Annotated in this window: 15 protein-coding genes; 6 read left to right on the top strand and 9 right to left on the bottom strand. The window is 69.7% G+C overall.

The window, feature by feature from the left end; translation table 11 throughout:
• Window positions 1–6 precede the first annotated feature (6 nt).
• The gene (locus tag ABS64_RS07780) at window positions 7–1,206 is read left to right on the top strand and encodes an AI-2E family transporter (RefSeq protein ID WP_036284828.1); all 1,200 of its coding nucleotides are present in this window, start codon (window positions 7–9) and stop codon (window positions 1,204–1,206) included.
• Window positions 1,203–2,429, top strand: a complete 1,227-nt coding sequence (ilvA, locus tag ABS64_RS07785) for a threonine ammonia-lyase (RefSeq protein ID WP_061682927.1) — start codon at window positions 1,203–1,205, stop codon at window positions 2,427–2,429. Before ABS64_RS07780 ends, ilvA begins: the two co-directional genes overlap by 4 nt.
• Window positions 2,430–2,443: 14 nt before the next feature.
• Here ilvA and greA read toward each other — a convergent pair whose 3' ends face one another.
• Together greA and ABS64_RS07795 are read right to left on the bottom strand one after the other, a co-directional pair.
• The gene (gene greA, locus ABS64_RS07790) at window positions 2,444–2,932 is read right to left on the bottom strand and encodes a transcription elongation factor GreA (protein WP_005052563.1); all 489 of its coding nucleotides are present in this window, start codon (window positions 2,930–2,932) and stop codon (window positions 2,444–2,446) included.
• Between the two features lie 105 nt (window positions 2,933–3,037).
• On the bottom strand, window positions 3,038–3,445 hold the full coding sequence (locus tag ABS64_RS07795; RefSeq protein ID WP_005052566.1) for a DUF4307 domain-containing protein: 408 nt from the start codon (window positions 3,443–3,445) through the stop codon (window positions 3,038–3,040).
• 63 nt (window positions 3,446–3,508) lie between these two features.
• On the opposite strand from ABS64_RS07795, the gene ABS64_RS07800 reads away from it, so the two are divergent.
• A complete protein-coding gene (locus ABS64_RS07800; RefSeq protein WP_005052569.1) occupies window positions 3,509–3,823 on the top strand; it encodes a hypothetical protein in 315 nt (104 codons plus the stop codon).
• A gap of 36 nt (window positions 3,824–3,859) precedes the next feature.
• Here ABS64_RS07800 and ABS64_RS07805 read toward each other — a convergent pair whose 3' ends face one another.
• A complete protein-coding gene (locus ABS64_RS07805) occupies window positions 3,860–4,564 on the bottom strand; it encodes a hemolysin III family protein (protein ID WP_061683023.1) in 705 nt (234 codons plus the stop codon).
• Between the two features lie 121 nt (window positions 4,565–4,685).
• Between ABS64_RS07805 and ABS64_RS07810 the strand changes: the two genes are divergently transcribed.
• From ABS64_RS07810 to ABS64_RS07820, 3 genes are all read left to right on the top strand, one after another.
• A complete protein-coding gene (locus tag ABS64_RS07810) occupies window positions 4,686–5,471 on the top strand; it encodes an isoprenyl transferase (protein ID WP_292682460.1) in 786 nt (261 codons plus the stop codon).
• A 43-nt stretch (window positions 5,472–5,514) separates the two neighbouring features.
• Window positions 5,515–6,768 carry an aminotransferase class V-fold PLP-dependent enzyme gene (locus ABS64_RS07815; protein WP_288121764.1) on the top strand — a complete coding sequence of 418 codons (1,254 nt, stop codon included), beginning with the start codon at window positions 5,515–5,517 and terminating at the stop codon, window positions 6,766–6,768.
• Between the two features lie 164 nt (window positions 6,769–6,932).
• The gene (locus ABS64_RS07820; RefSeq protein WP_204947376.1) at window positions 6,933–8,288 is read left to right on the top strand and encodes a PhoH family protein; all 1,356 of its coding nucleotides are present in this window, start codon (window positions 6,933–6,935) and stop codon (window positions 8,286–8,288) included.
• Window positions 8,289–8,325: 37 nt separating this feature from the next.
• Here ABS64_RS07820 and ABS64_RS07825 read toward each other — a convergent pair whose 3' ends face one another.
• The 6 genes from ABS64_RS07825 to ABS64_RS07850 are packed head-to-tail and all read right to left on the bottom strand — an operon-like array spanning window position 8,326 to window position 12,967.
• A complete protein-coding gene (locus ABS64_RS07825) occupies window positions 8,326–8,982 on the bottom strand; it encodes a response regulator transcription factor (RefSeq protein ID WP_005052579.1) in 657 nt (218 codons plus the stop codon).
• Window positions 8,979–9,971 carry a HAMP domain-containing sensor histidine kinase gene (locus tag ABS64_RS07830; RefSeq protein WP_288121765.1) on the bottom strand — a complete coding sequence of 331 codons (993 nt, stop codon included), beginning with the start codon at window positions 9,969–9,971 and terminating at the stop codon, window positions 8,979–8,981. Before ABS64_RS07830 ends, ABS64_RS07825 begins: the two co-directional genes overlap by 4 nt.
• Before the next feature lie 35 nt (window positions 9,972–10,006).
• Entirely contained in the window at window positions 10,007–11,404 is a 1,398-nt protein-coding gene (locus ABS64_RS07835; RefSeq protein WP_039412314.1) for a class II fumarate hydratase, read from the bottom strand.
• A gap of 59 nt (window positions 11,405–11,463) precedes the next feature.
• The gene (locus ABS64_RS07840) at window positions 11,464–12,114 is read right to left on the bottom strand and encodes a carbonic anhydrase (RefSeq protein WP_288121766.1); all 651 of its coding nucleotides are present in this window, start codon (window positions 12,112–12,114) and stop codon (window positions 11,464–11,466) included.
• Window positions 12,111–12,737: a DUF4245 family protein gene (locus ABS64_RS07845; protein ID WP_288121767.1), complete on the bottom strand. Its 627-nt coding sequence runs from the start codon at window positions 12,735–12,737 to the stop codon at window positions 12,111–12,113. Before ABS64_RS07845 ends, ABS64_RS07840 begins: the two co-directional genes overlap by 4 nt.
• Window positions 12,737–12,967, bottom strand: a complete 231-nt coding sequence (locus ABS64_RS07850) for an exodeoxyribonuclease VII small subunit (RefSeq protein ID WP_005052590.1) — start codon at window positions 12,965–12,967, stop codon at window positions 12,737–12,739. Before ABS64_RS07850 ends, ABS64_RS07845 begins: the two co-directional genes overlap by 1 nt.
• Window position 12,968: the final 1 nt, after the last annotated feature.

The raw sequence follows: 12,968 nt of genomic DNA on the forward strand, positions 1-12,968 counted from the left end.
GGCGGGATGAGCGGCACCGACGACAGACACGGCGCCGCGCCGCGCGGGTCGTTCCTCGACACTCTGCGCGAGCGCACGGTCGCCTCCGACATCGACCGCGGGCTTCCTCGGGGCCTCAGAGTCGCGACGGCGTATGCGTGGCGGTTCGTGGTCATCGCCATCGCGGCCGGCATCCTGATCTGGCTCGTCATCCAGCTGAAGCTCCTGGTGATCCCGCTGATGGTGGCGATCCTCGTCACCGCGCTGCTGTGGCCGGCCTTCACCTGGATGCTGGCGCGCGGGGTACCGCGGTGGCTGGCGATCGTCCTGTCGGTGCTCGGCACGGTTGCGGTGATCGGAGGGCTGCTGTGGCTGGCGATCTGGCAGATCACCCGTGAGTGGTCGAGCGTGCAGGTGCGCACCACCGAAGCGATCGGCCAGTTCCGTCAGTACCTCATCGACGGGCCGCTCCACCTCACGGCGCAGCAGATCGACGATCTCCTCGTCCAGGCGGGCGGCTACCTGCAGCAGCAGGCGGAGGTGCTCTGGTCGGGGGCTCTGGCGGTCGGCTCCACCGTCGGCCACGTCGCCACCGGGGCGGTGCTGGCTCTGTTCATCCTGCTGTGCACCCTCGCCGACGGCGGTGGCATCTGGAGCTGGGTCGTGCGCCTGTTCCCGCGGCGCGCGCGCAGCGAGGTCGACGGTGCCGGCCGTGCCGGCTGGCGCACCGTCGTCACGTATGCGCGCACGCAGTTGCTCGTTGCGACGATCGACGCCACCGGCATCGCGCTCGGCGCCTTCCTCCTCGGTGTTCCGCTCGCCATCCCGATCGGCGTGCTCGTCTTCCTCGGCGCGTTCGTGCCCTTCGTCGGCGCCATCGTCACCGGTGCGCTGGCGGTGTTCCTCGCCCTCGTCTACAACGGGCCCTGGATCGCGCTGTGGATGCTGGTCGTCGTCCTGGGCGTCCAACAGCTCGAGGGACATGTGCTGCAGCCGCTGCTGATGGGCTCGGCCGTCAAGGTCCACCCGCTGGCCGTCGTACTCGTCGTCGCCGGCGGTGCCATGATCGCCGGCATCCCCGGTGCACTCTTCGCCGTCCCGCTGGCGGCGTTCATCAACGTCGTCGCCGTCTACCTCGGACGCCGCGCGAACGATCCCCTGGCCCCACCCGATCGGGCCGATCTCATCTGGAGCACCGTTCCCCGCAGTAGGAAGAAGCCCGCGTGACCCTCCCGACCCTGGCGGAGTTCGAGGACGCCGCCGCCGTCCTGCGCGACGTCATCGTGAAGACGCCGTTCGACGTCTCCGACCACCTCACGGAGGTGCTCGGTGCGCCCGTGTACCTGAAGCTCGAGAACCTGCAGCGCACGGGCTCGTTCAAGATCCGAGGGGCGACCTACCGACTGTCGCGTCTGAGCGCACAAGAGCGTGCACGCGGCGTGGTGGCCGCCTCTGCCGGCAACCACGCCCAGGGCGTCGCCTCGGCCGCGCAGAAGCTCGGCATCCCCGCCACGATCTTCATGCCGCTGGGCGTGCCGGTCCCCAAGCTCCTCGCGACCCGCGGCTACGGCGCCGAGGTCGTGCTGGAAGGGGCGACCGTCGAGACGCCGCTGCGGCTCGCGGCGGAGTTCGCCGAACGCACCGGCGCCGTGATGATCCACCCCTACGATCACCGCGACATCATCGTCGGCCAGGGGACGATGGGTCTGGAACTGTGGGACGGCGTGCCCGAGCTCGAGACCGTCGTCGTCGGGATCGGTGGCGGCGGACTGATTGCCGGGGTCGCCGCCGCGGTGAAGGCGCGGGCAGCCCTCGAGGGCAGACGCGTTCGGATCATCGGGGTGCAGGCCGAGAACTCCGCCGCGTACCCGTCCTCCCTCGCCGCCGGCGTACCGCTGACGGTTGCCACGACGCCGACCATCGCCGACGGCATCGCCGTCGCGCGTCCCGGAGATGCACCCTTCGAGGTGATCAGTGAACTCGTCGACGAGGTCGTCACCGTGAGCGACGACGACATAGCCCGGGCGCTGCTGGTGCTGCTGGAGCGCGCGAAGCAGGTCGTCGAGCCCGCCGGCGCCGTGGGGGTGGCCGCGATCCTCGCCGGCAAGATCACGGCGAGCGGCCCGACGGCCGTCATCCTCTCCGGAGGCAACATCGACCCGCTGCTGCTGCAACGCGTCGTGGCGCATGGACTGGCGGCATCCGGTCGCTACATGACGCTGCAGATCCCGCTGCCCGACCGGCCGGGCCAGCTCGCGCGCGTGTCGGAACTGCTCGCCATAGCCGGAGCGAACGTGATCGAGGCGCTCCACACGCGCCACGGCCAGGGTCTGCAGATCAGCGAGGTCATCCTGCAGCTCAGCGTCGAGACTCGCGGCGAAGAACACCGCGCCCACGTCATCGGCGTTCTGGAGGAGGCAGGCTTCCGCCCCCGCGTCGCACAGGACTGACGCGGGGCGCGCCGCTACTGGCCGTTGTAGGTTTCGACCTTGACGATCTCCACCGAGATCTCGCGACCGTTCGGCGCGGTGTACGAGGTCTTCTCGCCCTCCGCCAGGCCCAGGATCGCAGCGCCCAGCGGGGAGGCCTCGCTGTAGACGTCGAGCTCGGAGCCCGCCGCGATCTCGCGGCTGCCGAGCAGGAACACCTCTTCGCCGCCGGCGACGATCGCCGTCACGACGGTGCCGCCCTTCACGGTGCCGTCGGACTCCGGGGCCTCGCCGACCACGGCGTCCTTCAGCAGCGCCTGCAGGGTGCGGATCCGTGCTTCCTGCTTACCCTGTTCGTCCTTGGCGGCGTGGTAGCCGCCGTTCTCCTTGAGGTCGCCTTCTTCGCGGGCGGCCTCGATGCGCTTGGCGATCTCTTCGCGACCCGTCGTCGACAGGTGCTCGAGTTCGGCGGCGAGCCGGTCGTAGGCGTCCTGCGTGAGGAAGGTCTCCGTGTTCTCAGCCACGTCGTCTCCTTGTCGATGGGGGCGGTCGATGCGCGTGCGCGGCACCGGCCGCCGACACTATGCCAAACGCCCCGGCAGCTGCCAGGGCGCATGTGTCGAATCAGCCTACGGGATCCAGCACGAGGGGACCAAACCGGTCGTCGCAGCCGCGGTGGTCGCCACCCGCTCGCTGAAGGTGCGGCTGTGAGCGTCGTCGGCTGGGTAGGAGACGACCTTCCATCCGACGATGCCGTGCTCCTCGTCCTGGGCCTCGACCACGCAGCTGACGGCGCTGCCGCGCGCCAGCGTGAGCTGGAAATCGACCGTCACGCTGTGCGGAGCATCGCTGAGATCGAATCCGGTGACGTCGATGTCCACGGACTGCGCCGCCTGTGTGTAGGTGTTCCATCCGAAGTAGCCGATGAGGGCGAGAACGACCGCGCCCCCGAGGATCCAGGTCCAGCGACGGCGCCCCGCGCTGCGTGCTCGGCCGTAGCGGTCGTCGAGCTCCTGCTGTGTGCGCATCGCGGTCATGACACTTCCCGAGGTTCTAGGCTGGACTTCCAGGCTAGGCGCTCCGCGCGGAACAGAGGGACGATGCACGCACTGACGATCGCGCTGTCGGGGATCGCCGACCCGGCGATTCCGACTCCCACCATGACCGTCAACCCTGACGCGGTCACTCCGGGGTTCGTGGGCTTCGTCGGCATCGCGGTGGTCGCCATCGCCGTGATCTTCCTCCTCATCGACATGCTGCGACGCATCCGTCGCGCCGGCTACCGTGCGGAGATCGCTGAAGAACTCGACGCGACGACGCAGGCGGATGCCGAGGCGCGCGCCCACGAGCAGGCTGCCGCCGCCGTCGAGGCGAGCGAGACCGACGACCAGGACATCGATCCCGCCTCGCGCTGACGCTGCGGCGGGCGCCCGGGGCGTCCTCCTCCGCGCTCAGCCTGCCGATCCGAGCGACGGGGTCAGCGGGTGCAGCGCGATCAGCAGGCACGCCGTCCAGTGGCAGAGAAACGCCAGCACGGTGCACACGTGGAAGATCTCGTGGAAGCCGAAGTGGCCCGGCCAGGGGTTGGGCTTCTTCAGCGCGTAGACGACGGCGCCGCCGGTGTAGAGCAGGCCGCCCACGATGACGAGGATCATCATCGCGATGTTCGCGTGCAGGAGGTCGCCGAGGTACATCACCGCCGCCCAGCCGAGCAGCAGGTACAGCGCCACGTAGAGCCAGCGCGGTGCGTTGATCCAGAAGACGCGGAACAGGATGCCGAGAATCGCGCCCGACCAGACGAGCACGAGCAGGAGCGCGCCTTTGTCGGGCGTCAGCGCCAGCACGGCGATCGGCGTGTAGGTGCCGGCGATCAGCAGCAGGATGTTGGCATGGTCGATGCGCTTGAGCACCGCCTTGGTCGTCGGCCCCCAGGTGAACCGGTGATACAGCGCGGAGTTGCCGAACAGCAGGAGCGAGGTCAGCATGAACACGGCCGCGGCCCACTTCGCGGCCGCGCCGTGGGCGAAGACGATGAGCAGCACCCCGGCGGCCACGGCCACGGGGAACGTTCCGGCATGGATCCAGCCGCGCCACGTGGGCTTCAGCTCGACCTGCGCGCTGACGGAGCCTGCTTCGAGGAGCGGGAGCTGGGGCATGTCGGCGCCCTCGGCGGATGCGTGTCGGGTCACGGCACCGAGCCTACGCGCAGCCTCATGCCGTCTTCCGCACGTATCCTGTGTGCGGTCGGGGCAGGGGCTCGCGCGGTAGCGTAGGAACGTGACACCCACCGGTTCGGGCGAGGGGCGTGGATTCCTCTATCGCCTCTACAGTTCGCGCCTGCGTCGCGAGTTGACCCCCGACACCGTTCCCCACCACGTCGCGATGATGATCGACGGCAATCGTCGCTGGGCGCGTCAGGCCGGCTTCACGACGGTCGCGCACGGACACCGTGCCGGAGCCGCGAAGATGCACGAGTTCCTGCGCTGGTGCGACGATCTCGGCATCCGTGTGGTCTCGCTCTACCTGCTGTCCACCGACAACCTCACCAAGCGCGACTCGCAGGAGCTCGCCGATCTCATCGAGATCATCGCCGAGCTCGCCGACGAACTCTCGCTCGAGCCCGGCTGGCGCGTGCAGCACGTGGGTCGTGCGGAGATGCTGCCACCGGACCTGGCCCGCGTGTTACGGACGGCGGAGGGGCGGACGGCCGGAAACACGGGCCTGCACGTGAACCTCGCGGTCGGCTACGGCGGACGAAGCGAGATCGTCGACGCCGTTCGCAGCATCATCGCGCAGCACGACGAGCGCGGCGGCTCGCTCGAAGAGCTCGCCGCCAGCCTCACCCCGGAGCAGATCGGCGAGCATCTGTACACCGGAGGGCAGGCCGATCCCGATCTGGTGATCCGTACCTCCGGCGAGCAGCGTCTCAGCGACTTCCTGCTCTGGCAGTCGGCGCATTCCGAGTTCTACTTCGTCGAAGCGCTCGGGCCGGATCTGCGCGAGGTCGACTTCCTCCGCGCGATCCGCGACTACGCCACGCGCGATCGCCGCTACGGCAGCTGACAGGGGCCACGCGATCCGTCCCCGAACGACTCGGCGTGGGACAATGGGCGACGTGAACGACCTGCAGCCCTACCTCGATACCTTCGACAGCGCAGCGGGGTATCTGGACTGGGCGGCATTCGGACCGCTCTCGCCGGCGGTTCGAGCCGAGACCCTGGCCGACGCGGAGCTTCTCGGCAGCGGGCGCCGTTCGGGCATCGATCTGGTGTCGGAGAGATCCGACGAGGCGCGCGGGCTGGTCGCACAGGTTCTCGGATGTGCCGTCGACGAGGTCGTGTTGCAGCCGTCGACGACCCACGGACTGCAGCACGCGATGCAGGGGCTTCGTGGCACGGTCATCGTCTCGGCTCAGGAGTTTCCCGCCCTGCGGGTGACGGCACGCCGCGCGCAGGACGCTCGCGGTGTGCTCTCGGTTCGCGAGATCGAGCCCGTCGCGGGGATCGTCACGGCGGATGCCGTGGCGGAGGCGCTGGATGACGATGTCACCGCCGTCGCCGTCAGCCTGGTCGATTTCCGCACGGGCGCTGTCGCCGACGTGCGGGAGATTCGTGAGCGGATCGGCGACCGCCTGCTGATCGTCGATGCCGTTCAGGGCTTCGGCGTCGTCGACGCCGACTGGGATGCGGCCGATGTCGTCTGCGGCAACGGATACAAGTGGCTTCGGGCCGGCCGGGGCACCGGCTTCGCGAGGTTCTCCGATCGGGCGCGCGAACGGATCGAGCCGGTGCTGTCAGGGATTTCCGGCATGCAGGGCGACGCGACCAGCGTGGGTGTGCCGGCGCCGCTGCCGACAGCGGCCGCATACCAGGTCGCCCCGACCGACCACCTCGCTGCCGGTCGCCTCGCGGCGGCGTTGCGCGAAGTGGTCGACGCGGGCATTCCCGCCATCGCCGCCGAGCTGCGCGCACGCGCACGGGCCGTGATGGAGCTCGCCGATCGCTACGGGGTCCCCGTCCTCACCCCGCGCGACCGGCACGCGGGCATTGTGGCGCTGCAGCCTGCACCTCACGAGGCGGCGCCGCTGGCCGCAGCTCTCGCCAATCAGGGCGTCACCGTCACCGCCCGCGGCACCACGATCCGGGTCGCGCCGCACGTGGGAACGGGCGCCGACAGCTTCGTCCTGCTCGGCGACGCGCTGGCCGAGGTCGCCGCCAGCCGCGTCATCATCGACCCCGCTCCCGCGGCGCTCGCGCTGTCCGAGCCCGGTTCTGCGGATGACGCGCCGATCTCGCTCGAGGTCGTCGCACCCCCCGCGGAGGCCGTCGAGGCTGCGTCCGCCGACGACATCACACGTTAACGTCCCCGTCATCGACCGGCGGCGTGTCGCGGCTGGCGCGCCAGCATCGCCGGCCGTACGGTCATCACATCGGGCAAGGCGCCCGGTCGGGTCGGCCTCCACACGACTCGTGGCCACGGTCGACTCGAAACTGCCGGGTGCTCCACCCGGGGCGGGAGTGAGTTGTGACCACACGGGCTTCACTGCAGCAACGCCGGATCGATGAGAGCGTCGAGGGGGCCGCGGACACCGATCTGCGGACCTACGTCCTCGACACCTCCGTGCTCCTGAGCGATCCGCGCGCGTTCTTCCGGTTCGCGGAGCATTCCGTCGTCGTCCCCGTGGTGGTGATCACGGAGCTCGAAGGCAAGCGGCACGACCCGGAGATCGGCTACTTCGCCCGGCAGGCTCTGCGCCACCTCGACGAGCTGCGTGTCGAGCACGGTCGACTGGACTTCGCCGTCCCCGTCGGGGAGGGGGGAACGCTGCGTGTCGAGCTGACCAACACCGATTCCTCCGTTCTGCCCGCCGGCATGCGCCTCGGCGACAACGACACGCGGATCCTCTCCGTCGCCATGCACCTCGCTGCCGACGGTCAGCAGGTCACGGTCGTCTCCAAGGACCTCCCGATGCGCGTCAAGGCCGCCTCCCTCGGCATCCACGCCGAGGAGTATCTCGCGGAGCAGGCCGTCGACAGCGGGTGGACGGGCATCGCCGACATCGCGATCTCCGGCGACGACATGAGTGACCTCTACGAGGCGGAGGTCGCGACCAGCGACGAGGTGCGCGGCTTCCCGGTGAACACGGGACTCGTGATCCACTCCGAGCGGGGGTCGGCTCTCGGCCGGGTCACGGGAGACGGCGCATTCCGTCTCGTCCGCGGCGACCGGGACGTGTTCGGGCTGCACGGCCGCAGCGCCGAGCAGCGCATCGCGATCGACCTGCTCATGGATCCCGAGGTCGGGATCGTCTCTCTCGGCGGACGTGCGGGAACGGGGAAGTCGGCCCTCGCCCTCTGCGCCGGCTTGGATGCCGTCCTCGAGCGCCAGCAGCAGAAGAAGATCATCGTCTTCCGCCCGCTCTTCGCCGTCGGCGGCCAGGAGCTCGGCTACCTGCCGGGCGACCAGTCTGAGAAGATGAACCCGTGGGGGCAGGCGGTCTTCGACACCCTCGGCTCGGTGGTCTCCGGAAACGTCCTCGAGGAAGTCGTCGCGCGGGGGATGCTCGAGGTGCTGCCGCTGACGCACATCCGCGGACGTTCTCTGCACGACGCTTTCGTGATCGTCGATGAGGCGCAGTCGCTCGAACGCAACGTGCTGCTCACGGTACTCAGTCGGATCGGACAGAACTCGCGCGTCGTGCTGACCCACGATGTCGGCCAGCGTGACAACCTCCGCGTCGGCCGCCACGACGGCATCGCCTCCGTGATCGAGACGCTGAAGGGGCACAGCCTCTTCGGTCACGTGACACTCGTGAGATCCGAGCGTTCCGCCATCGCCGCGCTCGTCACCGATCTGCTGGAGCAGGGCGAGCTGAGCTGACGCGGCCCGCCCGTACCCGCGCCGTCCGCGGCGAGGTCTACTCCCAGCGGTAGCCCTCGCCGCGGACAGTCGCGATGTGGTCGGCGCCGAGCTTTGCCCGCAGATACCGCACGTAGACGTCCACGACGTTCGAGCCCGGATCGAAGTCGAGGCCCCAAATGCGGCTGAGCAGCGTCTCACGCGTGAGAACCTCACCGGCGTGCCGCAGGAACTGCTCAGCGAGTGCGAACTCGCGCGCGGAGAGGTCGACGTCGTGACCGGCCACCGTGCAGCGGCGCGCCAGCAAGTCGAGCGTCACATCCCCGCGGGAGAGGACCATCGTGATGGCACCCGTGCGCTCCCGAAGACGCGAGCGCACGCGCGCCATCAGCTCCGCGAGGGAGAACGGCTTCGGAACGTAGTCGCTGGCCCCGGCATCCAGACCGTCCACCGCGTCGCGGGCCGAACTGCGAGCCGTCAGCATGATGACCGGGAGGGACTGCCCGTCGCCGCGCAGGCGCCGGAGAACCTCGAATCCGTCCATGCCCGGCAGCCCGACGTCGAGGATCACGAGGTCGATGTCGCCTCGCGACGCGCGTTCGAGCCCGGCGGCGCCGTCCTCGCAGGCGGTCGTCTCATACCCTTCGGCCGACAGGGCGCGCGTGACCATCGACACGATATGCGGCTCGTCGTCGACGATGAGGATGCGAGTCATCCGGAGGCCTCCCGTTGTTGGACGACATCCCCCGCACGCACCGGTGTGGGCAGCGTCGCCTGCGTGCCGATGGGGATCTCGATGGTGAAGGTGGCACCGCCACCCGGCGTGTCGGCCACGGTGCAGTGACCGCCGTGGGCCTTCGCGATCGCGTCGACGATGGCGAGGCCGAGGCCCGATCCGCCGACCGACCGCTTGCCCGTGCCGCGGTCGAAGCGACGGAAGATGCGGTGGCGGACGGCGGGCGCGATTCCCGGGCCGTGATCGCGCACCCACAGCTGAGCTCCGGAGGGATGCACGGCGCTGCCGATCTCGATCGCCGAGCCGGCGGGGGTGTACTTCGCCGCGTTGTCGGCCAGTTGCAGCCACGCCTGCAGGAGGCGATCACGGTCGCCGTGGATGATCCCTGCTGCGCGTTGCTCGACCCCCCAGTCGTGGTCCGCGATGACGGCGACCAGCTCCGCGACGCGTCGGGTCAGCGCGTCCAGATCGACATCTCCCATTGTGAAGCTGTCGCTTTCGACGGCGGCCAGCAGGTCGATGTCGCCGATCAAGCGCGTCATGCGATCGAGTTCGGCGATGCCGAGCGCACGCGTCGCCGCGACGTCGGAGGGGTCGGCGGCATCCATGAGCTCCAGGTGTCCGCGCACGATCGTGATCGGCGTCTTCAACTCGTGTCGCACGTCGTCCAGGAGCCGGCGCTGGGCGTCGAAGAGAGCATCGGGGCTCTCGAGGCCGTCAGGCAGCTCTGGCGTCTGGCGTCTCTCGTCCAGGAGCAGCCAGCCCACCAGTGCCGTCACCGCGAGTGTCAGAGCCGCTGCAGCGGCGAAGACGACGACCGAGACCCAGGTGGTCGGCGCGCCGGTCGCGGCGTGGACCGAGAGCAGCGCGACCGCCGTCAGTCCGAATCCCGCCGCGACCACGGCCAGGACGACGCCGAGCCCGCGTGCGCGCCTTGCCGCACGGGGAGGGCGGACGGCGCGATTCACCCTCTGATTATGAACCCGACAGGGGGAGCAGGCGATCAGCCGGGGTGCGTCATCGACAGAAGGTCGAGCTTCGTGTCGAGTTGCTCCTCGGTCAGCTCTCCTCTTTCGACGTAGCCGAGGTCGATCACAGCCTCGCGCACCGTGATGCCCTTGGCGACGGCGTGCTTGGCGATCTTCGCCGCCGCTTCGTAGCCGATGAGCTTGTTGAGCGGGGTCACGATCGACGGCGACATCCCGGCGAAGGCGGCGGCGCGCTCGAGGTTCGCTTCCAGACCGTCGACCGTCTTGTCGGCCAGCACGCGCATCGCGTTCGACAGCAGGCGGATCGACTCCAGCAGGGCCGTGCCCATGACCGGGATCGCGACGTTCAGCTCGAACGAGCCGGATGCGCCCGCCCAGGCCACCGTCGCGTCGTTGCCGATCACGCGCGCGCACACCATGAGGGTCGCCTCGGGGACGACCGGGTTCACCTTGCCGGGCATGATCGAGGACCCGGGCTGCAGGTCGGGGATGTGCAACTCGCCGAGGCCGGTGTTGGGGCCCGATCCCATCCATCGCAGGTCGTTATTGATCTTCGTCAGCGAGACCGCGATCGTGCGCAGGGCGCCGGATGCCTCGACCAGGCCGTCGCGGTTGGCCTGCGCCTCGAAGTGGTCGTGCGCTTCGGTGATGGGAAGTTCGGTCTCTTCGGCCAGGAGCGCGATGACCTTCTGCGGGAAGCCGAGTGGTGTGTTGATGCCGGTGCCGACGGCCGTGCCGCCCAACGGCACCTCGCCCACGCGGGGAAGCACGGCACGCACCCGCTCGATGCCGAGGCGGATCTGGCGCGCATACCCCCCGAACTCCTGCCCGAGGGTCACGGGAGTCGCATCCATGAGGTGCGTGCGGCCCGACTTCACGGCGTCCTTCCACAGGAGCGCCTTCGCCTCCAGGGCGACAGCGAGGTGGTCGAGGGCGGGGATGAGGTCGTCGATGAGCGCCTGTGTGACGGCGATGTGGACGGAGGTCGGGAAGACGTCGTTGGACGACTGCGATGCATTGACGTGATCGTTCGGATGCACCGGCGCGCCGAGCTTCTGCGTCGCGAGTGAGGCGAGTACCTCGTTCATGTTCATGTTCGACGAGGTGCCCGATCCCGTCTGGTATGTGTCCACGGGGAAGTGGGCGTCGTATCGACCGGTGATGACGTCGTCGGCGGCAGCCGCGATCGCATCGGCGATCGCGCCATCAAGGGTTCCAAGTTCCTTGTTGGCCAGCGCCGCGGCCTTCTTGATGCGCGCAAGCGCGGCGATCTGCGTCGACTCCAGCCCGGTGCCCGAGATCGGGAAGTTCTCCACGGCGCGCTGGGTCTGTGCGGCGTAGAGAGCGTCCTTCGGCACGCGCACCTCGCCCATCGTGTCGTGTTCGATGCGGTACTCGGTGGTCTCGGTCATTGCGGTCACGTCCTCGTTTCCTGTGCGTCTTCGGTTGTGGTGTCGGCCGGGCGCCCGGCTCAGGCCGTCTGGAGGCCTACGGCGACGTGCGGCACCGCCGTGCCCTCGCTCAGCCGGTAGTTCGCGCCCACGATGCCCAGTCGGCCCTCGGCGACGGCGTCGGCGATGAGCCGCGACGAGGAGAGCAGGTCGTCGACCGTGTTCTTGAGGTGCTCCCGTCCGACGTCTTCGGCGTCCAGCTCCCGCGGGTCGACCTCGCCGCCGGCATCGCGGAGCACGGTGCGTGCCGCCGGCACGATGCGCGCGATCAGGCGCCAGATGTGCGGGGGGAGTTCGGGGGAGCCGAGTGCGGTGGAGTCGATCGCGGCGCGCACGGCACCGCACGCGTCGTGTGCGAGCACGATGATGAGCGAGACATCCAGCGCCGCGACGGCATACTCCAGGCTGGCCACCGCGGAGTCCGAGGCGACCTGGCCGGCGTTACGGACGACGAACAGGTCGCCGAGGCCCTGATCGAAGATGATCTCCGCCGCCAGGCGTGAATCCGCACAGCCGAACAGCGCGGCCCGCGGGGTCTGGGCGGCAGCGAGCTCGTTGCGCCGCTCGACGTCCTGTCGCGGATGGCGCGGCTCACCTGCGACGAAACGGGCGTTGCCCTCGAGCATCTCCTCCCAGACGAGCGAAGGGGTGGGGCGGACGGTTGCGTTCATCTCTTCTCCTCGCGCATGGTCAGAATCTGATCGGTGACGCCCGACGCCGCGACGGCGGCCGTTGCGGCGTCGGTCGCCCCGTAGATCAGCACCGTGTCGGAGCCGGCACTCGTCGAGATGGCGTACGAGACCGTGTCGGTGCGGGCGGCGGCAGGGATCGTGTACTCGTCCCAGGCGATCCCGTCGATGGTGACGCTGCCGGAGGGCGCGAACCCGCCCAGCACCTTCGTCGCCCATCCGGCGTCGGCGTCGACGCCCTGTGCCACGCGCACGTAGCCGCTCGGCGGTGCATACACGACGCGCCACATCGAGCCCTCCAGTCGCGCCGAGTTGGCGCGCCAGTTCTCGGGGACGACAGGAACCAGGAGGGGATGGCCGATGGATGCCGACGCGCTCTGCGCGGCTGCGGCCACGTCCGCTTCCTCGGGGTCGGGAAGCGAACCGCGGGGCACGCCGAAGTAGACCACGGCGACGACGGCCATCGTGACGAGGAGGGCAGCCACCAGGTTGCGGAAGGTCTTGCTCTGGCGGTAGGCCCGCGACGCGGCCGCCTTGCGGTCGGCGGTCTCGGCGGGTGTCTCGGGACGGCCGAGTTCCGCGACGATGCGAGGAGCCGATGCCATCACGAGTCCGCGTCCGCGGGACGGGCGGCATCGAGAAGCCGCTTCGCGCCGAGCAGCCACTCCTCGCACCGCGCAGCGAGAGCCTCGCCCCGGGTCCAGAGGGCGAGCGACTGCTCGAGGGTCGGGGCGCCCTGCTCGAGTTCGGCGACGACACGGACGAGTTCGTCCCGGGCCTGCTCGAAGGACAGATCGGCGACGTCGGTGGCCGTGTCGCTGGTCATGGCGTCCATT

The organism is Microbacterium sp. SCN 69-37 (genome assembly GCF_001724435.1).
GTDB lineage: Bacteria > Actinomycetota > Actinomycetes > Actinomycetales > Microbacteriaceae > Microbacterium > Microbacterium laevaniformans.

Coding starts and splice junctions, on each gene's coding strand:
- ABS64_RS07780 (WP_036284828.1), top strand. CDS start 7: ATGAGCGGCACCGACGACAGACACGGCGCCGCGCCGCGCGGGTCGTTC.
- ABS64_RS07795 (WP_005052566.1), bottom strand. CDS start 3,445: ATGACCGCGATGCGCACACAGCAGGAGCTCGACGACCGCTACGGCCGA.
- ABS64_RS07800 (WP_005052569.1), top strand. CDS start 3,509: ATGCACGCACTGACGATCGCGCTGTCGGGGATCGCCGACCCGGCGATT.
- ABS64_RS07805 (WP_061683023.1), bottom strand. CDS start 4,564: ATGCCCCAGCTCCCGCTCCTCGAAGCAGGCTCCGTCAGCGCGCAGGTC.
- ABS64_RS07815 (WP_288121764.1), top strand. CDS start 5,515: ATGGGCGACGTGAACGACCTGCAGCCCTACCTCGATACCTTCGACAGC.
- ABS64_RS07825 (WP_005052579.1), bottom strand. CDS start 8,982: ATGACTCGCATCCTCATCGTCGACGACGAGCCGCATATCGTGTCGATG.
- ABS64_RS07835 (WP_039412314.1), bottom strand. CDS start 11,404: ATGACCGAGACCACCGAGTACCGCATCGAACACGACACGATGGGCGAG.
- ABS64_RS07840 (WP_288121766.1), bottom strand. CDS start 12,114: ATGAACGCAACCGTCCGCCCCACCCCTTCGCTCGTCTGGGAGGAGATG.
- ABS64_RS07845 (WP_288121767.1), bottom strand. CDS start 12,737: ATGGCATCGGCTCCTCGCATCGTCGCGGAACTCGGCCGTCCCGAGACA.
- ABS64_RS07850 (WP_005052590.1), bottom strand. CDS start 12,967: ATGGACGCCATGACCAGCGACACGGCCACCGACGTCGCCGATCTGTCC.